The organism is Aquilutibacter rugosus (assembly GCF_036541335.1).
In the GTDB taxonomy this organism is placed as follows: domain Bacteria; phylum Pseudomonadota; class Gammaproteobacteria; order Xanthomonadales; family Xanthomonadaceae; genus Aquilutibacter; species Aquilutibacter rugosus.
The window spans coordinates 1,020,089-1,040,972 of record NZ_JAZHBO010000001.1; the positions used below are offsets into that span (position 1 = coordinate 1,020,089).

Here is a 20,884-nt window from a genome sequence, read left to right on the forward strand (position 1 = left end):
GGCGGCAAAGTAAGCCATATCCACACTCCCGAATTCTGATCCGCGCCATGCAGGACTTGCAGCAGCAACTGGCACACCGCTATCCGCAATGGTTTGAAGGCCGACGCGGAGTCATCGCGCGCCCGCTGGTGCGAGGCATTTCGCGATGGTCCCGTCTGGATGAGATCCGGGAGTTCATCACCCGTAACCGCGACTTGCGGGATTTTGCCTTTGTGCAGGCTTCGCTTGATTTTCTCGGCGTGCATCATCAGTGTGCCGATGCCGATCGTGGACGGATCCCGGCGACGGGTCGCCTTCTGATTGTTGCGAATCACCCGCTGGGTGCGATCGATGCCCTGGCCTTGTTGCACGAAGTCGGGCGCGTCCGGCGCGACGTACGCATCGTCGCCAATGATTTCCTGCAGCAGATCGGCAATCTCGGGGATCTGCTGTTACCGGTCCGGATTCTGGGCGGTAGGCCAACTGCGGAGAGCGTGCACGCCATCGAGGAATCGTTGCTGCGCGATGAATGCGTGATCGTGTTTCCCGCCGGCGAAGTAGCGCGGCTGGGCTTGCGTGGTATCCAGGACGGACCGTGGCGTCGTGGCTTTATCCGTTTCGCGCGCCGCACCGGAGCACGTGTATTGCCGGTGCGGGTTAAGGCGCGCAATTCCGCCCTGTTTTACGGGGCATCGACAATCAACAAGGCGTTGGGTACGACCTTGCTTGCTCGCGAAATGTTTGCACGCCGCGGGCGCCGTCTGCAGCTGCAGGTTGGCGAGCCGATGAGTCTGCCGCAGGACATGGCTGCCGACGATGCATTGAGCCTAGTGCGCAATGCACTGCATGCCATTGGCAAGTTCGCACCGGAGCCTATGCCAATGGGGCCCGAGCCGATCATTGAGCCGGTGCCGCAAATACTGATCGAGCATGCAATCCGTAAGCTACGCACCCTGGGGCAAACATCGGACGGGCAGAAAATCCTGTGCGGTCGCCTAAATGCGGATTCGCCGCTGTTGCGTGAGATCGGTCGACTGCGGGAACTGACGTTTCGTGCGGTGGGAGAGGGTACCGGTCGCGCCTTCGACACGGATGCGTATGACACGTGGTACGAACACATCGTGTTGTGGGACGAGCGGCAAAAACAGGTCGCCGGTGCGTATCGGATCAGTCGGGGCGCGCAAGTACTGGCCGAACGCGGGATCAGCGGCTGGTATACAGCGTCCCTGTTTGAATACTCCGAGAAGGCAATTGCGCGGATCGCACAAGGCATGGAGCTGGGACGCAGTTTTGTGGTGCCAACGTACTGGGGCGGTCGCAGCATTGACTATCTGTGGCAAGGCATTGGCGCGTATCTGGCGCAACATCCCGGTGTGCGTTATCTGTATGGCCCGGTCTCCATTAGCGCCGCATTGCCGGCCGCTGCACGCGATCAGATTGTGGCGTACTACAGCCGCTACTACGGAGATGTCGATGAGCTGGGTCGCTCGCGCCAACCGTTCTCCTACTTTGCAGCACCGCCCGTGCACGAAGCCGCGGATCCCGCCACAGCCTTCCGCATTCTGCGTCAGAACCTGGATGCCGTGGGTGCGACCTTGCCGATGCTGTACAAGCAATACACCGAACTGTGCGAGCCGGGCGGTGTGCGCTTTCTGGCCTTTGGTGTGGACCCGGATTTCGGCGACGCTATTGATGGCCTGATCGAAGTTGATATCGACTGCATGCGGCCGCACAAACGCGCCCGCTACATTGCAACTCACGCCGCGTCGGCTAAAGTCTCAAAGTAGTCTGCGGTCAGTCGGCGCTGCAGTGCCGCTTCCTCGACTCGGTTCACGCGCGCGCGAAACTCCGCCGCGTGCGGATGATCCTTTGCGTACCAGCCCAAGTGCTTACGCGCGATACGCACACCGGAGAGCTCGCCGTAAAATTCGTGAAGGCGATCCAGGTGCTCGAGCAGAATGTCGCGTACCTGTAGCGGTGACGGATCAGGTATCAGCGTGCCATGCTGCAGATACGCGGCGATCTGTCCGGGTAACCACGGCCGTCCCTGTGCGGCGCGTCCGATCATCACTGCATCGGCGCCGGTGTAACGCAAGACCTCGGCGGCTTTTTGCGGCGAGTTGATATCTCCGTTGGCAATGACCGGAATCGAGCGCTCCGCCTTGACCTGTGCAATGGTGTGATACTCGGCCTCACCGCGGTATTGCTGATCGCGCGTGCGCCCGTGGATGGCAATCGCCGCAATACCGGATTCCTCCGCAATCCGTGCAATGGCCGGTGCATTGCGATGTTCGGCATCCCAACCGGTGCGAAACTTTAAGGTGACGGGCACGTCGACGGCATTGACGACCGCTTCGAGAATCTGCGCCACCAGCGGTTCGTTCTGCATCAGTGCCGAACCGGCCCACACGTTGCAGACCTTTTTTGCCGGACAGCCCATATTGATGTCAATGATCTGAGCGCCGTGATCGACGTTGTAGCGTGCCGCCTCCGCAAGCACTAGCGGATCAGTACCCGCCAGCTGCACGCTAATCGGTGCCGGCTCGCCCTGATGATCCATGCGGTGCAGCGATTTGGAGGTAGTCCAGAACCGCGGATCGGACGTCGTCATTTCGGATACGCACAGACCCGCGCCAAGCCGTTTGACCAGCATGCGAAACGGTTTGTCGGTGACTCCGGCCATTGGCGCCAGCAGCACCGGCGGGTCAATGGTGTAGGGCCCAATCTGCATGGGCATTATTTTACGTGAAGGCGATCCCGTAGCGTTGCGCTACCGCAGCGGGGTCAGGCATGGACAGCGCCGCCCCGGGTTGCTCGGTCGAGAATGCCGCATAGGCACAGGCCCATTGCACATGTTCGGCGAAAGGCAGCTCGGAACGTTGGGCCAGTGACGCGCACAACGCGCCATTAAATGCATCGCCGGCACCGGTCGTATCAATGGCTTGCGCAGGATAAGCCGCCGCCCGGTAATGCGTGGCACGGTCGCCATGCAGTTGGGCTTGCGCGTGCGAGACGAAGCAGCCGTGATCGCCCAAGGTCACCACCACCGTGCCCTGGGGCAAGGCGCGGCGACACAGGGCGTGCAGTTCGGCATCGGGCAAGGCCTTGATGTCGGCGGTCGGATCGAGGTCCGGGACCAAGCGCGCAAGCTCCGTCTCATTGGGCGTGATGACGGTACACGCTTCGAGCAGGGCCGACGGCAGGTGACTCAGCGGTGCGGGCGCCGGGTTCAGCACAGTCAGTGCGCCGGCACCGTGGGCCAGTCGCAGCGCTTGGGTTACAGAAGGCAGCGGCGTCTCCAGCTGTGCCAGGACCACGCGAGCGCCCTGCAGTTCCGCGGCATGTTGCAGCACAAAGGTCGGATCGAGATCCGCGTTCGCGCCCGCACTGATGAGAATGGCATTGTGTGCCCTGGCATCGACCCAGATGCCGGCGGTGCCGGTTGGATGCACAGACTGCTTAGCAATTAGTTGCAGATGGCTTTGCGCGGCGAGCTCGCGTGCCCAGGCGGCGCCAGCATCGTCGCCGAGTGCGCAAATAAAATGCGAACTGACGCCGCAGCGCGCACTGGCGATGGCCTGGTTAAAGCCCTTACCGCCGGGGCCGGTGGAGTACTCGCCGTGCAGGGTTTGCCCCGCCATCGGCAGTGTTTCGCAGCGCCAGACGTGATCGACATTGAAGGAGCCGACGATGCAGACCATAGCGACTGCAGAATCAGGCGAACTGCGTCAGTACACCGGCAATGGTTGCCGTCATCAGCGTGGCGATGGAGCCACCGAGCACGGCGCGTAGACCAAAGCGGGCCAAGTCCTGACGACGGTCCGGAGCCAAGCCCCCGATACCGCCGATCTGAATTGCAATCGACGAGAAGTTGGCAAAGCCGCACAGTGCATAGGTGGCAATCAGTTTGCCGTGCTCGGTCAGCGCTACACCGACGGTCTTGCCGTTGATGATGTCGGCCAACTGCGAGTAGGCGATGAATTCGTTGAGCACAATCTTCTGGCCGATAAGACCGCCGACGGTGTTGGCATCCTGCCACGGCACGCCGATGATCCAGGCAATCGGGGCCAGCACGTAGCCGAGGATGGTGGCGAGGTTGGTCGGCTTGCCGATGGCATTGGCGATGCCCGTGACTTCGCCGATCCAGGTGAGCGGCCAGTTGAGCAAGGCAATCAGTGCAATAAAGGCCAGCAGCATGGCGCCGATATTCAGGGCCAGGCGCAAACCGTCGCCGGCGCCGGCAGCGGCCGCGTCAATCACGTTCGAAGTGGTCTTTTCGACTTCCATTTTGACCGTGCCGCGCGTCAGCGGCATGCCGACTTCGGGCACCAGTAGCTTGGCCACCACCATGGTGGCGGGGGCGGCCATGATCGAGGCGGCCAGCAAATGCTTGGCGTAGAAGGCCTGAGCTGCCGGATCGGCGCCGCCGAGCATACCGACATACGCAGCCAGCACGCCGCCGGCGATGTGTGCCATACCGCCGATCATCATGGTCAGCAGTTCCGATTCCGTCATCTTGGAGATGTACGGGCGAACGGTCAGTGGCGCTTCGGTTTGGCCAATGAACACCGAGGCACAGACCGAAGTGGTCTCGGCACCGGAGACGCGCATCACTTTGGTGATGGCCCAGGCCATCGCACGCACAATGGCTTGCATCACACCGAGGTGATACAGCACACCCATCAGTGCGGCGAAGAAGATAATGGTGGGCAGCACCTGGAATGCAAAAATGAAGCCGTTGCGCGGCACATCCATGAGGCTGCCGAAGATGAAGTTCGAGCCTTCGTTAACAAAGCTGAGAATCTTGACGAAGCCGCGGCCCAGTGCATCAAACACGTCGCGGCCGCCGGGAACCAGCAGGACCACCGCTGCAAAGGCGATTTGCAGAACGATACCGGTCAGGACCAGGCGCCAATCGACGGCGCGCTTGTTGTTGGAAAAAAGCCAGGCCAATGTCACCAGACATGCCAGGCCAAACAGGCCGAAACCAATACTGCCAAGTACGTTCACGCGCGAATCCCGTCAAATCAGGGCCGAAATGGGCCGAGTGCTTGAAGCGTAGCCGATGCAGGGCCCCGCAACAAGACGCATTGCGGCTTTGGGCGCCCGATTGCCTATAATTGAGGTTCTGACTTCGGCATGGAGAGTGGGATGTACTCAAGTGGATTGCTACTGAGTTTGGCGCTGCTCGCATTGCTGGTAGTCGGTTTATTCAAGGCCGTACGCATGGTGCCCCAGGGGTATGCGTGGACGGTCGAGGCTTTCGGCAGATACACCCATACCCTGGAGCCGGGCCTACATTTTCTGGTCCCGGTCTACCAGGATGTCGGTCGCAAGATCAACATGATGGAACAGGTGCTCGAGGTCCCCAGTCAGGACGTGATTACCCGTGATAACGCGGTGGTCAAGGTCGACGGCGTGGTTTTCTACCAAGTTCTCGATGCCGCCAAGGCGGCCTATGAGGTGGCTCAGCTCGAAGTGGCAGTCCTCAATCTGGTAATGACCAATATCCGCACGGCCATCGGCTCGATGGATCTCGACGAATCACTGTCCAAGCGCGATGAGATCAATACCCGAGTGCTGCAGGCCGTCGATTCGGCGACCCATCCGTGGGGTCTCAAAGTCAATCGGATTGAGCTCAAGGATATCCAGCCGCCGCGCGATCTGGTCGAGTCCATGGCCCGCCAGATGAAAGCGGAACGCGAGAAGCGCGCCAACATTCTGGATGCCGAAGGTCATCGTCAAGCCGAGATTCTGCGCGCCGAGGGTGAGAAGCAAGGCGCCATACTGACGGCTGAAGGTCAACGCGAAGCGGCGTTCCGTCAGGCCGAAGCGCGCGAGCGTCTGGCCGAAGCCGAGGCCCGCGCGACCAAGCTGGTGTCCGACGCCATTAGTCAGGGCAACTTGCAGGCCATCAATTATTTCGTAGCTCAAAAGTATATCGAGGCCTTTAAGGCCCTGGCCGAGGCCCCGAATCAGAAGTTTGTGATGATGCCGATGGAGTCGGCCGGCGTAATCGGTTCCTTGGCCGGCATTGCCGATCTGGCACGTGAAGCGGCCGACAGTCGCGCCAATCCTTCGCGCTAAGAGTGACGGACATGGATTTGAACTGGGTTGCTGTGAGTTGGGGCGTCCTGTCCCTGGTTTTGATCGTGGCCGAGATTCTGGTGCCCGGCGCGTTCCTGCTGTGGCTTGGACTGGCCGCCGGCGTCCTGTTTCTGGTCACCTTGCTGATGCCGGCCCTGCCGATCCTGGCGCAGATTGTTCTGTTTGCGGTGTTTAGCGTGGTCTTTATCCAGATCTATCGCACCAAGTACCGCGGTCGCACGCGCAACTCGGACAACCCCTTGCTCAATCGCCGGGCCGATCAGCTGATTGGTAACTCTTATGTATTAGAGACAGCGGTGGTGCAGGGGCGCGGCACCGTTCGTGTCGGTGATGCGATCTGGACCGTTCGGGCCGATCAGGATCTGCCTGCGGGTTCAACGGTTCGCGTCGTCGCGGTCACCGACGGTATGAATCTTGCTGTCGAGCCTGTTGCTTAAACCGCTGAACTATTTTCCGTCTTCCTTTAACCCTTCTAGTTGAGAGCCACTATGCTGCAAAAAACTGTACTGAACGAAGCCCACCGCGAACTCGGTGCCCGCATGGTCGACTTTGGTGGCTGGGATATGCCCGTGCAGTACACCTCGCTGGTCGAAGAACATGAGTCCGTGCGCAACGACGCCGGCATGTTTGACGTGTCGCACATGACCGTCGTTGATCTGAATGGCGAGCGCACCCGCGAGTTCCTGCGTCATCTGGTGGCGAACAATGTCGACAAGCTCAAGGTCAAGGGTAAGGCGCTGTATACCGCCATGCTCAATCCGCAAGGCGGCGTCATCGACGATCTGATCGTCTATTACATGGATGATTCGTTCTTCCGTCTGGTGGTCAACGCTTCGACGCGTGAAAAGGATCTGGCATGGATTGAACAGCAAGCCCGTGATTTTTCGGTCACCGTTTCTGAGCGTCCGGAGTTCGGCATGATTGCCGTACAGGGACCCAATGCCCGCGACAAGGTCATCGGCCTGCTGCAGGAGTCGGACCGAGCAGCTGTAACCAAGCTCGGCAAGTTCGCGGCAACGCGCGCCGCACTGCAAGATGGCACCGAGCTGTTCGTGGCCCGTACCGGTTACACCGGCGAAGATGGCTTCGAAGTGCTGGTGCCGCAAGGTCAGGCCGTTGCACTGTGGCAATCGCTGCTGCAGGCGGGTGTGCGTCCGTGCGGTCTGGGTGCTCGCGATACGCTGCGGCTCGAAGCCGGCATGAACTTGTACGGCAGTGATATGGACGAAACCGTCAATCCGTATGAAGCCGGTATGGCCTGGACTGTGAGTCTCGATGAGGGGCGCAACTTTGTCGGCCGCGAAGTGCTCGAGACCTTGAACGCCGGTGGTGTCAAGCGTCAGATGATCGGTCTGGTGCTCGATGAAAAGGGTGTGCTGCGCCACGGACAGAAAGTGCAGACCGCCGTCGGCGAAGGTGAAATCCTTTCCGGCACCTTCTCGCCGACCCTGAAGAAGGGCATTGCACTGGCACGCGTGCCGGCCGGTGAGCCGGGCGATGTCAGCGTCGACATTCGCGGCAAGCTGATCCCGGTGCGCGTCGTCAGGATTCCGTTTGTTCGCGACGGCAAGGCGCAGCCGGGCATTCTTGCCGAGTGATTGCCGCCTGCTACCGCTGTAAACTAATTCCCGCCCCCTTCTTACTGTTGAACTCATCCCTTACTTTTCGGAGTCCGCCATGAATGACATCCCTAACGATCTGAAATTTCTTAAGTCCCACGAGTGGGCACGTGTTGAAGAAGGCAACAAGGCCACCGTCGGCATCTCCGACCATGCGCAGGAACTGCTGGGCGATCTGGTCTATGTCGAACTGCCTTCGATCGGTGACGAAGTGCAAGCCGGCACTGCCTGTGCCGTTGTCGAGTCGGTCAAGGCCGCATCCGATGTCTACGCTCCGGTTTCCGGCACTGTGGTTGCAGTGAACGAAGCCCTGTCGGACAAGCCGGAAACGATCAACGAAGATGCATTCGGTGAAGGCTGGCTGTTTACTGTCGAATTGAGCGACAAGGAACAGATCAACGATCTGCTTGATGCCGATGCTTATGCCGAATCGGTTGCGAACGACTGATACGTGTTGCAGAGAAATCCGTCGTGAGACACAACGACCGCAGCGATGCGGTCGTTTTTTTTGTCACTCAGCCTGCTCATCGTGACGCGTTGCGACGTCCGAAAAGTTTGCGCAAATCGAACGCAAACAAGTCGAATCGGGTTTCTTTGATGCGGCGCGTAAAAAAAATTTTCAGCGGGCGTTTGGGTTCGCTGTACGCCGTAGCGAGTGTGTGTCCTGTTAAGTGCATGCGGGACGCAAGCTGCATTGCGTAAACCTAATGCAGGAAAACTATCTGTAAAAATAGGATCGAAATGATTTTTTCAGTTGCCTCGTCGTGAATCGATCGTAGTAATCGTCAGACGACATGACGTTGCACGGGTGTAGTCGGGCAAGTTGAGGTTCGACTCGCGCATGAAAAAAATTGTCAACAAGTGTTGACAGGGCAAATTGACGTGTTTACGTTTCGACTTAGCAGGCAACTGCTGTGATGGCAATCCCGCCATGGACAATTTTTAAATCCTGGGCAATTGATTCAATTACCTACTGACGAGGATACAAAGATGGCAACTAAGAAAGTCGCTAAGAAAGCTGTAAAGAAAGCAGTCAAGAAAGCTCCGGCTAAAAAGGCTGCAAAGAAGGCAGTGAAGAAGGTCGCCAAGAAAGCAGTGAAGAAGGCTCCGGCCAAGAAAGCTGTCAAGAAGGTCGCCAAGAAAGCCGTAAAGAAGGCCGTCAAGAAGGTCGCCAAGAAAGCAGTGAAGAAGGCTCCGGCCAAGAAAGCTGCTAAGAAGGTCGCCAAGAAAGCCGTCAAGAAGGTCGCAAAGAAAGCAGTGAAGAAGGCTCCGGCCAAGAAAGCTGCCAAGAAGGCCGTCAAGAAGGCCGCACCGAAGGCGTAAGTAATACGGGGGCTCGACTCGTTCGCGGCCCCCGACACCTTGCGAGCGCGAAAGCCCGCAAGGTCAAGCAGTAAAAAACAGAAAGTCCCGATACCGCGCTCGCGCGACTAAACTCCCTTCCGACTGCCTAGGCGGAGGGGAGTTTTTTATGCGCGCCTTACTGACGGTTGCTGTCGACGTTGTTGCGGATGAACTCGCCCAGCGGATCGCGTTGCGCACCGGTCTGATTGCCGCTTTGCGGTACGGCATCATCGGATTCAACCTCACCGAGATTCAGTCCGTTGACGCGGACCCATGAGCGCGGCGACAGACCCAGCGCCCGATCCATCACCATAGGCATCAGGCCCGACGGCGTACCGCTTTCGCTGTTCCACAGCACCACGATGCCAATGTCCTTGGACGGCATCATGGCAATCAGGGTGCGATAGCCCTGCACGGCGCCGCCATGGAACACCACATCGCGACCCATGTAGTTCAGTACGCGCCAACCCAGTGCGTAACCTGCCGAGTTCAGACGAGCTCGACGCCATTCGTTGGACGCGGCCTCTTTGGGTGTATTCACGACTTCGCGATGTAAGGTGTCCAACATGGAGGACGACAGCATATCCGGGCGATGGCCAAGATGCGCAATCATGTACTGCGCCATGTCGTAGACGCTGCTGTTTACACCGGCGGCGGGGCTCACTTCGTAATAGGTGGGCTTGGGTTCGACGGCGGACCAGCCACCGTTGCGGTACACCGTAGGCACGGCCCACGCGGCGCTGCCACGCAGACCGTACAGACCAACGCTGGAATCGTACATACCAAGCGGCTTGAGCACCCGCTGCTGAACCAGTTGGCCGTAAGGCTGGCCGGTGGTGCGGGTGAGAACATCGCCGATGACGCTGTAGGCCACGTTCTGATAATTGAAGCACGTGCCGGGACGGCAGGTGAGCTTGACGGTGGCGAGCTTGGCGCGGGCGGCTGCAAAATCCATGCCATGTTCGATATCGCGGTCGAGCGCATTCTTAGGCAGCCCGACACGGTGACTCAAAAGATCAGCGACATCAACGCTCTCCGCTGCCGCCGGATCGATCAGATTGAACTCGCGCACGATGGAGCGAACCGGAGTGTTCCAGCTGAGCTTGCCCTCGTTGACGACCGTGGCCGTTGTCGTGGACGCAAAGCTCTTGGACACCGATGCCAGGCGATAGACCGTATGGGCCGTTACGCCGGTGCCGCCGAACGGTTTGCTGAGACCGTAGCCGCGGGCGCTGATGATGCGGCCGTCGTGCACGATGGCCATGGCCATGCCGGGAATCTTTCCCTGCGAGACAATCTGCTGTGCCAGTGACTCGAATTCGCGCACTTCAAAGTTCGAGGGCAGTGCTGTACCTGCGGCCGGACCGGCCTGAGCGGCGGCCAGAGCGCCTGCGCGGACCGTTAAATCCGATTGGGCGCGTATTGGAGCGGAGGGGATTACGAGGGCGGCGGTGAGCGCGGTGGACAGGACGGTAAGGCGACGGAACAAAACGGAGCTCACTGGGCGCAGGCCTCGACGGTGTAGCGGAAATCGAAGTCCATCATAGCCCGATCTCCTATGACGGGCACCCCCAAAGGTCACAGAAAACAGCATCTTGCTGCTGAACGGAGTACACTTCGCTCAGGTAACTGAATGGCGACGCCATCGCAATGCAAACAGCAGGAACTCCGGATTCGTCCACTAAACGTGTCCATAAAGGCGAGTGGGGCGCTGCCGGCTTGTCGGCCCTGTACTTCTTTTCAGTACTTAGCGCCTATTACGTGGTGCGACCGGTTCGCGAGCAGTTTTCCGCCGCCGTTGGCTCCACCAACTTGCCGTGGTTTTATCTGGCCACCTTTATAGCGACCTTGCTGCTGACGCCGGTATTCGCATGGCTGTCGGCAAACTATCCGCGGCGCATCGTGGTGCCGGGTGTGTATGCCTTCTTCATTGCGTGCCTGCTGGGTTTTATTCCGCTGTTTAATCAGCAGGGGCTGATGACGCCCAGGGAACTGGGCACGCTGTTCTTTGTCTGGGTCAGTGTGTTCAATCTGTTTGTGGTGTCGGTGTTCTGGACCTTCATGACTGACATATGGCGACCCGAACAGGCCAAGCGCCTATTCCCTATGATCGCTCTGGGCGGCACCATCGGCACCATCGTCGGACCGATGCTGACGCGCTCACTGGTCAACGTTATCGGCGTGGCGCCATTGCTGGCGGTCTCGGCCCTGCTGCTGTGCGGCTCGTTTGTGTGCATCGTGCTGCTGTCACGCTGGTCCAGCGCAACGGCCACGGCAACCGAACGCGCCAGTTATGACAAGGGCGTGGGCGGCAGTATGTTTGACGGCCTCAAACAGATTTTCACTAACCCGTTTGTCGGGGGCATGGCGATCCTGATGTTGCTGGGCGATGGCATCGGCACCGTCAACTACGCACTGGTGGCCGATTACACCGGCCAGACCTTTACCGATGCGGCCGAACGCACGGCGTTTGCAGCCAATGTGGATCTGGCGACCAACTCGCTGGTGGTGATCACGCAGCTCGTGCTGACGCGTTGGATTCTGACCCGCTGGGGCATTGTGCCGGCGGTGCTGATCTGGGCCTTCGGTGCGACACTGTCGCTGCTGGCCGTAGCTCTGGTGCCCGATGCGGGCGCTGCAATCAATGGCGCCTCTTCGGCCGCGGCATCGGCGCAGCTCACCGGCGGTCTGTGGCCGTTTGTGATGAACATGCCGTGGGTTGTAATGGCCCTGGTGGTCAGTCGTGCACTGATGTACGGCATTCTGGGGCCGGCCCGTGAGTCCATGTTCGCTGCCGTGCCGCGTAATCTGCGCTATCAGGGCAAGAACGCGGTGGATACGGCGGTGTGGCGCTTCGGCGATCTGGCCATTTCCACCTCGATGAGCGCCATGAAGTCCATCGGCACCACCGTAGGCCAGTTTGCCGGCGTCGCAGCGGCTGCCGGTCTTGCGGCGGCTTGGGTTGGCTATCGCCTAGCCCGCAACGCCGAGCGGTCGCGCACGGATACTGATCAAGACGACAGTCAGTAACACCCAAGTACACTGCGTCCATGGTGAAAGATCGGATCTTATTGCGTGGACGCCCGCTCGCTCGGGCGATCGTCCTAGGCACAATGACACTGGCCGCAGCCGCCATGGTGTACGGCGCCGTCGTTGAACCGCGCCAGCTGCACATGGTGCCGCACTCGGTGGGCGTCAACGAGTTGCCGGCGGCCTGTGAGGGTGTGCGGATCGATCTGGTATCGGATATCCACACGGGTTCGCTCAACAACGGCGTAGACAATCTCGATCGCCTGGTTGGCGACCTGAAGCGCAGTGATGCGGACGTCGTTTTGCTGGCGGGTGATTACGTCATCCTAAGTGTGCTGGGCGGAACCTATGTCAGCGGCGCTACGGTGGCGCACCATCTGCAGCCGTTGGCGCGACAGAAGCCGACCTACGCCGTACTCGGCAATCACGACTGGTGGAAGAACGGCCAGCAGATTGCACAGGATTTCCGCAAGGCCGGAATTCACATGACCGACAACCGTGCCGTCCGCATGAAAGTACGGCAATGCGAGTTCTGGCTGGTCGGTATCGGTGACAAGGACGAAGGCCACCCCGACATTGCCTTCGCGCTGGAGCAGACACGCAGTGCGCCGAACTTGCCGAAGATTGCGTTGACTCACAATCCGGAGCTGTTCGAGCAGATTCCTGAAGAGGTCGGACTGACCTTGGCCGGTCATACCCACGGCGGTCAGATTCATGTTCCGATTGGGGGCTATCCCGCCTTCTGGTTCAAGCCCAAAGCCGAATCGACTTTTGTCGATGGCCTATACAGAGAACCCGACGGTCGCGCGTTGTTCGTAACGCGCGGCGTCGGGACTTCGATTGTGTCGTTGCGATTTGGCGTGCCGCCGGAAGTGTCGCAACTGACACTCCGGCGGGCAACGCAAGCCCGTTAGGCGATATTGCGGCCGATATCGGTATCCGTAGCCGGCGACGACAGCATGGGGTTGCTGTCGTTAGCCGCGGCCTGCGAATTCAGCGCCGCAAACCGGGCATAGCCCGCCGAACGCAGTTCTTCGGTGTCGAAATCGTCCACGGCAATCGTGTCGATCGTCATTTCGCGCAGGGCACGCAGCAGATCGCGCTCTTCATCGGTGATCCAGCCTTCGCGCACGCCTTCATCGAGCTGAGCGGCAAAGTCGAGTGCTTCGATATCGCTGTTCTTGAGCGCCTTGACGAACTTGCGTTCGACCGGCTCGGCCAGCACTACGGCTTCGAGGTAGGAAATGATGCGACCGGCCGGATTGTTGGCGTGTGGTGCGGTGTGAACTCCGCGGCTCATGCGTTCGCGCGATTCGTTGGGCGTCATCAGCAGCGATGCAGCCTTGTGCGACAGACGGTCGGACGGATATTGCGCACGACGGCCCAGCGGGAACACCAGAATCCACAGCAGGTAGCCGGCCCAGCGCACGGGGAAGTTGCGCAGGGCGTTGGACATGGCCTTTTCAATTTCAAAGCAGCTGTTGTGGAAGCTCCAGGCCAGCAGCGGCTTGTCGGCTTCCGGCGTGCCTTCGTCATGGAAACGCTTGAGTACGGCCGAAGCAATGTACAGATGGCTCAGCACGTCGCCCAGACGACCCGACAGGTTTTCCTTGAACTTGAGCTTGCCGCCGAGCAGCGACATGGAGCTGTCAGCGACCAGCGCCAGCGCCGCCGAGTAGCGGTTGAGGCGACGGAAGTAACGACGCGTGTAGGCATCGCCCGGAGCCGCGCCAAAACGTGAACCCGTCAGTGCCATCCAGAACGAACGCACGGCATTGGAAATGGCCATGCCGATGTGGCCGAACAGCGCCGCATCGAAGGTATCCAGACGCTCGCGCGGATCGGTGATCTGCGTGGCCTTCATTTCCTTGAGGACCCACGGGTGGCACAGGATGGCGCCCTGACCGAAGATCATCAGCGTGCGCGTCATGATGTTGGCGCCTTCGACCGTGATGGCGATCGGTGCAGCTTGCCAGGCCCGGCCGAGATAGTTGCGTGGTCCGAGAATAATGCCCTTGCCGCCATGAATGTCCATGGCATCCTGACCGACCTGACGGGCCATCTCGGTGCAGTGGTACTTGGAAATGGTCGATGGCACGGCGGGCAACTCACCTCGCGTCACGGCTGCAGCGGAGGCTTCGGCCAGTGCGGAGATCGTGTAGGCGTGACCGGCAATGCGACCCAGCGCTTCTTCGACGCCTTCGAAGCGGCCAATGGACAGACCGAACTGCTTACGGATGCGGGCATACGAACCCGTCACCACGGCGGCCAGCTTGGCACCGCCCGAGGCCGTCGAAGGCAGGGTAATGGAGCGACCGATGGACAGACATTCGACCAGCATTTGCCAGCCCTTGCCGGCGAATTCCGGACCGCCGATCAGTTGCGACAGCGGGACAAACACTTCGCGACCGTGAATAGGACCGTTCTGGAACGGCGAGTTCAGCGGGAAGTGGCGGCGACCGATGTCCACACCGGCCGTGTCACGCGGCACCAGTGCCAACGTAATACCGATGTCCTTGGTCTGACCCAGCAGACCGTCCGGATCGTACATGCGGAAGGCCAGACCGATCAGTGTCGAAACCGGGGCGAGGGTGATGTAGCGCTTATCAAAGGTCAGCTTGACGCCCAGCACCTGTTCGCCGTTCCACTCACCACGCGTGACCACGCCGTAGTCTGGAATCGAGGTGGCATCGGAACCTGCCCACGGACCGGTCAGGCCAAAGCAGGGCACTTCACGACCGTCGGCCAGACGCGGCAGGTAATAGTCTTTCTGTTCCTTGGTGCCGTAATGCATCAGCAGTTCGGCCGGACCCAGCGAGTTCGGCACGCCGACGGTCGAGCTCAATACGCTCGAGACCGAGGCCAGTTTCTGGATGACCTTGTGGTTAGCTAGCGCCGTAAAGCTCAGACCGCCGTATTCCTTAGGCACGATCATGCCGAAGAACTTGTTGCGCTTGATGTAATCCCAGATCTCCGGCGACAGGTCGGCCCGGATGTGCGTGATCTCCCAGTCGTTGGTCATGCGGCAGACATCCTCGACCGGACCATCCAGGAAGGCTTGTTCGTCGGCTGTCAGTTCCGGCTTGGGTTGCGCGAACAGCATGTCCCAGTTGGGCCTGCCGGAGAACAGCTCGCCCTCAAAGCCGACGGTGCCGGCTTCGAGCGCCACGCGTTCGGTCTCGCTGAGCGGTGGCAGAATCTTGGCAAAGATGCGCAGCGCCGGGGCCGAGATGATGGATTTGCGCAGCGGAGCGACCAGCAGCACGACAGCTGCCAGAGCGCCGATGACCAACAAGGTCAGGGTGGTGGCGACATGGCCACCGAGCACCCAGGTTAGCGCCAGTGCGCCCAACAGGGCGATGAAATACACCGGCAAGCGCCAGCGCATATACGCGGCAAGGCCGGTAACCAATAAGGCAACAAGAAGGGGATACACAACGCTCATATATAGACGACGCTCCGGCGAGGCAGGGTTTGCATGCTGACCATACGATACTGTATGGTGAATACTACTAGATTAGACGAATTCTCAGGGTCCGACAACCGATTCGTTTCCCACATAAAACCGACTATTCTCTCCATTAGACATGAAGATCACGCCTCCTGCATTCGTAGTCACGCCGCCCGCCAGTGCGCCGGCTGAAACCTCTTTCCGCGGACGTCGCGTTCGCCTCTCCGCCGATGACTGGGCGCAGGCCGCGTTGGACCAGATTGCAGAGGCCGGTATTGCCTCAGTCGCAGTCGAATCCATGGCCCGCAAGCTTGGCGTCACCAAGGGCAGCTTCTATTGGCATTTCCCGTCGCGCGATGCGCTGATCGGTGCCGCGCTGTATCGCTGGGAACAACTCGAGATGGATGCCATCTGGAAACATCTCGAGGATATCGCCGATCCTTCGAAACGGTTGCGCGAGATGATCCACATCATCGCCCACGAGTACAAATCGCACAAAGTGTTCATTGAACTGGTCAAGGCCTTTGATCACCCGATCGTGATGCCGGTGATTGAACGCATGAGCGCGCGACGTCTGGATTATCTGACCCGCTCCTATGAGCAGTCCGGCCTGGCACCGGCCGAGGCACGCCATCGTGCCAACCTGATTTATTCGGCGTACGTCGGTTTCATCCAGCTCAACGCCAACCTCAAGCACATGCGTATGGATCGCGATCAGTACAACGCCTTCGTCGAGCACATCGTTGAGACCATGGCGCCGTAAGCTCCTCCCACCAACCGACTGCAAAGGAACGATCCGCAATGAATCAAACCGCATTGGCCAGCCCCACCCAGCCCACTACACTGGATTCGCTTCGCCAATGGGTTGAGCAAGTTGCCGCGCTGACGCAGCCGGATGCCGTGCAATGGTGTGACGGTAGCGAGGCCGAATACGAGGTGCTGATCAGTCGCATGCTCGCTGACGGCACGATGCAGAAATTGAACGAGGCCACCCATCCGGGCAGCTATCTGCATCGCTCGGATCCGGACGATGTGGCGCGTGTTGAACACCTGACTTTTGTCTGCACGCCCAAGCGCGATGACGCGGGTCCGAACAATCACTGGATGTCGCCGGTCGACGGTCATGCGCAGATGGATGCGCTGTTCAAGGGTTGCATGCGCGGTCGCACGATGTATGTGGTGCCGTACTGCATGGGACCGATTGATTCGCCGCTCGCTCGCTGCGGTGTCGAGATTACCGACTCCGCGTACGTGGTGGCCAATATGCGTCTGATGACACGCATGGGTGCCGCCGCACTGGAACGTATCGAGCGCGAAGGGTCCTTCGTCAAGGGGCTGCACTCGATCGGTGAACTCGATCCGCAGCGCCGCTTCATCATGCATTTCCCCGAAGAGCTCAGCATCAAGTCCTACGGTTCGGGCTACGGCGGCAATGCGCTGCTCGGCAAGAAGTGTCACGCGCTGCGGATCGCTTCGCACCAGGCACGCAAGGAAGGCTGGCTGGCCGAACACATGCTGATCCTCGGCATTGAGACGCCCGAGGGTGAGACGCACTATGTGGCCGCGGCATTCCCTTCGGCCTGCGGCAAGACCAACTTGGCCATGCTGATTCCGCCCGAGGCCTACCGCGAAAAGGGCTGGAAGGTGTGGACCGTCGGCGATGACATCTGCTGGATGCGTCCCGGTCAGGACGGTCGGCTGTATGCCATCAATCCCGAAGCGGGCTTCTTTGGCGTGGCGCCGGGCACTTCGACCGAGTCGAACCCCAATGCCATGGCGACGATTCAAAAGAACACGATCTTTACCAATGTCGCGCTGACTGCCGACAATCAGCCGTGGTGGGAGGGCATTGGCGGCGATTCGCATCCGTTGCTCGACTGGCATGGTCGGGTGTTTGATCCCGCCAACGGTCCGGCCGCTCATCCCAACTCGCGTTTTACCGTAAGCGCCAAGCAGTGCCCCTCGTATTCGCCCGAGTCCGAGAATCCGCAGGGCGTCCCGCTCAGCGCCATCATCTTCGGTGGCCGTCGTCCGTCGCTGGTGCCGCTGGTGTTCGAAGCGCGGGACTGGGAGCATGGCGTACTGATCGGTGCCTCGATGGGTTCGGAGACCACCGCTGCCGCGACCGGTGCGGTCGGTGTGATGCGCCGCGACCCGATGGCGATGAAACCCTTCTGCGGTTACAACTTCGGTGACTACTTCAGGCACTGGCTGTCGTTTGCCGATGAGACCGACAACCTACCGCGCGTCTATCACGTCAACTGGTTCCGCAAGGGTAGTGACGGTTCGTTTCTGTGGCCGGGCTTTGGCGACAACATGCGCGTGCTCGAGTGGATCATCAATCGTGTCAACGGCGATGCCTCGGCAATTGCCACACCGATCGGTTCACTACCGCAAGCCGAGGATCTCAATCTCAACGGGTTGGCTCTGAGTGAGGAAGCCGTAAAAACTTTGTTCGATTTTGACCGCGAAGGCTGGGCCCGCGAGTTCGAGTCCATCGGCGAATATCTCGACGAATATGGCGACAGGCTGCCCGCAGAGCTGCGCAGCTTGCAACAGGCCATTGCTGAGCAATTGAACGGATAAGTTCGAAAATTAACTTAAGCTGTTGAATTCACTAGCATTAATAAAAAATAAACAAAAAAATGCTGGGTAGTGGTGCAACGCTGTGAAAATTGCGTTATGCTCGAATCAACCCCATGTTGGTGAACCTTTGTTCAGGATTGAACGGGAGTCACTGAAATGGGCGGAAACGTAAAAATTCCCTTCGGAGAGTAGTTGAATGAAACTGACCAACAACAAGTTGGCTCAAGCGATCCAGATCGGCCTCGTAGCCGGCGTCGCTTCGATCGCCTTTGCCGGCGTTGCATCCGCCCAGGACAGCAATACCGATCAAACCACTGAAAAGAAAGAAGAAACCACCAAGTCGGTCGGTAAGGTCACCGTCACCGGTTCGCGCCTGAAGCGCGCCGATGTCGAAGGTGCCACCCCGGTCACCGTCATGACCAAGCAAGACTTGGATCAAACCGGTAAGACCTCGGTCGCTGACGTACTGCGTGACGTTCCTGCCGCTTCGGCCGGTAACTTCCGTCCGCAATCCGGTTCGTCGGCTCAAGCGCTGGCTACCGTTGACCTGGGCGGTCTGGGTTCCGGCCGTACGCTGGTCCTGATCGACGGCCGTCGCCTGCCGAAGGCTCCGTTCGCCGCGGACTCCAACGACGTCAACTCGATCCCGGCTGCTGCCATCGAACGCGTTGAAATCCTGACCGACGGCGCATCCGCCGTGTACGGTTCGGACGCCATCGGCGGCGTGGTCAACGTGATCACCCGTAAAGACTTCAACGGCGCCGAAATCCGTTACGGCATCGGTCAAACCAAGGTCAAGGGCGGCGACACCGCCGAGTTCGCAGCCACCTTCGGTGCTTCCGGTGAACGCGGCAACATCTTGGCCGGCGTCAACAGCACCGAACGCGGCATGGTGTATACCCGTGACCAAATCGGTTATGTCCGAGGCGTTTCGGTTTACGGCAACAACTACCGCGTCTACGACCAGAACAAGGGTACGTTCAAGACTGCACCGGCTGCCGTGCCGGGCTTCGCCTGTGACTCCAACGGTTTCTGGAAAACTTCGGGCGGTACCTGCTCGTTCGACTTCAACTCCGTTGCCGCCAACGAAGCCTCCATCAAGACCAAGGGCATGTTCGCCCGTGGCGAATACAACATCAACGACAACTGGTCCGTTTACATGAACGGTTCGGTCAATAACGTCGAATCGTTCGGCCGTTACGCGCCGGTTCCGGGCCTGTTCCTGGTCGCCGACAACACCCCGAACGACGTGATCAAGGGTGACGGCCTGTCCACCGCCCTTTACCACCGTTTGGCCGCCTTCGGTAACCGCGACACCAGCACCGACGCCAACGTCTATGACGGCCTGCTGGGCTTCAAGGGCCGCGTGTGGGACAAGGTTGACCTGGACTTCGGTCTGCGTCGCAGCTCCTACAAGTACTCTTCGAAGGGTACCGGCTACACCGTCAACCCGTTGGTGGTTGCTGCCATGGAACTGCCGTTTGACAACGGTGGCTACAACGTCAAGGACCCGTTTGGTCCTGCGCACCCGGACGTGACCGCAACCATTGGTCAACAATCGTTCTTTGACGTGAACGAAATCTTCGCCATCTCCAATTTCGACGTGTTCGAAATGGCCGGCGGCACCTCGAACGCCGTGCTTGGCGTCGAATTCCGCGAAGAAACCTTCTCCGATCAGTACGACCAACTGTCCGAAGCCGGTCTGATCGACGGTTCGGCCGGTAACTCGGCCGGTGGCGATCGCACCGTCGGTTCGGCCTTCTTCGAATGGCTGTTCCCGGTTGCCCGCACCTTGGACTTCACCCTGGCCGGCCGCTTCGATAGGTACAGCGACTACGGTTCGGACTTCTCGCCGAAGGTCTCGATGCGCTGGCAGCCGCTGAACCGCCTGACCGTCCGTGCTTCGTACGGCGAAGGCTTCCGCGCTCCGGACCTGAGCATCATCACCCAGAAGGACACCTTCTCGGCTGAATCGGTTATCGATCCGCGCACCTGCCAAGTGTTTGGTGGTACTGCGGCCCAGTGCCAAAAGGCCGGCGTCCAAGTTGACACCTGGTTCCGCGCCAACCCGGACATGGCTTCGGAGCAATCCAAGCAATGGTCCGTCGGTTTTGCTGTCGATCCGACCGATTGGTTCAACGCGACCGTTGACTACCGCAACATCGAAATCAGCGACCGTATCCGTTCGTTCGATGCGCAAACCCTGATCGACCGCTCCAACGATCCGACCCTGGGTCCGATTCCTGCCGGTCTGGGCGTGATCCGCGCTGCTGACGGTTCGATCACCCGCATCAACGCCGGTTACGGCAACGAAGGTAACCTGGAAGCGAAGTACGTGGACGCCGTTTTGCGTACCCGCTTTGCCGTGGGTGCAGGCACCATGCGTAACCAATTGGCCATCGCCAAGATCCTCGACTTCACCATTGACGGTGGCACCGATCAAGCCGGTACCAAGGGTCTGCCGGACATGCGCGCTACGCTGACCAACACCTACAATGTGGGCGACTGGACCTTCGGTACCTCGCACAACTACATCAAGGGTCAATCCGACTCCACCGGTACCGTTGGCGGCTACACGCTGAACAACGTGTTCACCACCTGGAATGCTCCGTGGAATGCTACGGTCCAAGTCGGTGTGAACAACATCGGTGACCGGTACCCGGAACTGGTCGGCTATGGCGGCCGTCCGTGGAACTTCTACCTGTACGACGCCTACGGCCGTACCGTGTACTTCCGCTACACCCAACGCTTCTAATCGAAGCAGCGG

General features: G+C 59.8%; 16 protein-coding genes. 11 read left to right on the forward strand and 5 right to left on the reverse strand.

Annotated features, from left to right (window positions below; all coding sequences use genetic code 11):
- Positions 1-47: 47 nt before the first annotated feature.
- Positions 48-1,766 (forward strand): bifunctional ornithine lipid synthase OlsF, encoded by a 1,719-nt coding sequence (gene olsF, locus V3390_RS04705; protein ID WP_331703556.1) that lies wholly within the window; start codon positions 48-50, stop codon positions 1,764-1,766.
- On the opposite strand, the gene dusB is transcribed toward olsF, so the two are convergent.
- From dusB to V3390_RS04720, 3 genes are read right to left on the reverse strand one after another with little or no spacing between them, the layout of a single operon-like run.
- A complete protein-coding gene (dusB, locus tag V3390_RS04710; RefSeq protein WP_331703645.1) occupies positions 1,736-2,710 on the reverse strand; it encodes a tRNA dihydrouridine synthase DusB in 975 nt (324 codons plus the stop codon). The two genes, olsF and dusB, sit on opposite strands and share 31 nt — an antisense overlap.
- Before the next feature lie 10 nt (positions 2,711-2,720).
- The gene (locus tag V3390_RS04715; protein ID WP_331703557.1) at positions 2,721-3,680 is read right to left on the reverse strand and encodes a ribokinase; all 960 of its coding nucleotides are present in this window, start codon (positions 3,678-3,680) and stop codon (positions 2,721-2,723) included.
- Between the two features lie 13 nt (positions 3,681-3,693).
- The gene (locus V3390_RS04720) at positions 3,694-4,989 is read right to left on the reverse strand and encodes a NupC/NupG family nucleoside CNT transporter (protein ID WP_331689215.1); all 1,296 of its coding nucleotides are present in this window, start codon (positions 4,987-4,989) and stop codon (positions 3,694-3,696) included.
- A gap of 141 nt (positions 4,990-5,130) precedes the next feature.
- Here V3390_RS04720 and V3390_RS04725 point away from each other — a divergent pair, with 141 nt between their 5' ends.
- From V3390_RS04725 to V3390_RS04745, 5 genes are all read left to right on the forward strand, one after another.
- Entirely contained in the window at positions 5,131-6,066 is a 936-nt protein-coding gene (locus V3390_RS04725; protein ID WP_331703558.1) for an SPFH domain-containing protein, read from the forward strand.
- 17 nt (positions 6,067-6,083) lie between these two features.
- Positions 6,084-6,524, forward strand: coding sequence for an NfeD family protein (locus tag V3390_RS04730; RefSeq protein WP_425493013.1), 441 nt, complete (start codon positions 6,084-6,086; stop codon positions 6,522-6,524).
- 51 nt (positions 6,525-6,575) lie between these two features.
- The gene (gcvT, locus tag V3390_RS04735) at positions 6,576-7,685 is read left to right on the forward strand and encodes a glycine cleavage system aminomethyltransferase GcvT (protein WP_331703560.1); all 1,110 of its coding nucleotides are present in this window, start codon (positions 6,576-6,578) and stop codon (positions 7,683-7,685) included.
- 79 nt (positions 7,686-7,764) lie between these two features.
- On the forward strand, positions 7,765-8,154 hold the full coding sequence (gene gcvH / locus V3390_RS04740) for a glycine cleavage system protein GcvH (protein ID WP_331689219.1): 390 nt from the start codon (positions 7,765-7,767) through the stop codon (positions 8,152-8,154).
- A gap of 542 nt (positions 8,155-8,696) precedes the next feature.
- Positions 8,697-9,029, forward strand: a complete 333-nt coding sequence (locus V3390_RS04745; RefSeq protein WP_331689220.1) for a hypothetical protein — start codon at positions 8,697-8,699, stop codon at positions 9,027-9,029.
- A gap of 157 nt (positions 9,030-9,186) precedes the next feature.
- On the opposite strand, the gene V3390_RS04750 is transcribed toward V3390_RS04745, so the two are convergent.
- The gene (locus V3390_RS04750; protein WP_331703561.1) at positions 9,187-10,551 is read right to left on the reverse strand and encodes a serine hydrolase domain-containing protein; all 1,365 of its coding nucleotides are present in this window, start codon (positions 10,549-10,551) and stop codon (positions 9,187-9,189) included.
- Positions 10,552-10,700: 149 nt separating this feature from the next.
- Here V3390_RS04750 and V3390_RS04755 point away from each other — a divergent pair, with 149 nt between their 5' ends.
- Complete coding sequence (locus V3390_RS04755) at positions 10,701-12,080, forward strand: NTP/NDP exchange transporter (RefSeq protein WP_331703562.1); 1,380 nt, start codon at positions 10,701-10,703, stop codon at positions 12,078-12,080.
- A gap of 83 nt (positions 12,081-12,163) precedes the next feature.
- The gene (locus tag V3390_RS04760; protein ID WP_331703563.1) at positions 12,164-12,994 is read left to right on the forward strand and encodes a metallophosphoesterase; all 831 of its coding nucleotides are present in this window, start codon (positions 12,164-12,166) and stop codon (positions 12,992-12,994) included.
- Here the strand turns inward: V3390_RS04760 and V3390_RS04765 are convergent.
- Complete coding sequence (locus tag V3390_RS04765; RefSeq protein WP_331703564.1) at positions 12,991-15,525, reverse strand: acyl-CoA dehydrogenase; 2,535 nt, start codon at positions 15,523-15,525, stop codon at positions 12,991-12,993. The genes V3390_RS04760 and V3390_RS04765 overlap by 4 nt on opposite strands.
- Positions 15,526-15,667: 142 nt before the next feature.
- Here V3390_RS04765 and V3390_RS04770 point away from each other — a divergent pair, with 142 nt between their 5' ends.
- The 3 genes from V3390_RS04770 (at position 15,668) to V3390_RS04780 (ending at position 20,872) form a co-directional block, all read left to right on the forward strand.
- On the forward strand, positions 15,668-16,294 hold the full coding sequence (locus V3390_RS04770; RefSeq protein WP_331703565.1) for a TetR/AcrR family transcriptional regulator: 627 nt from the start codon (positions 15,668-15,670) through the stop codon (positions 16,292-16,294).
- A 38-nt stretch (positions 16,295-16,332) separates the two neighbouring features.
- A complete protein-coding gene (locus tag V3390_RS04775) occupies positions 16,333-18,117 on the forward strand; it encodes a phosphoenolpyruvate carboxykinase (GTP) (RefSeq protein ID WP_331703566.1) in 1,785 nt (594 codons plus the stop codon).
- 196 nt (positions 18,118-18,313) lie between these two features.
- Positions 18,314-20,872, forward strand: coding sequence for a TonB-dependent receptor plug domain-containing protein (locus V3390_RS04780; RefSeq protein WP_331703568.1), 2,559 nt, complete (start codon positions 18,314-18,316; stop codon positions 20,870-20,872).
- Positions 20,873-20,884: the final 12 nt, after the last annotated feature.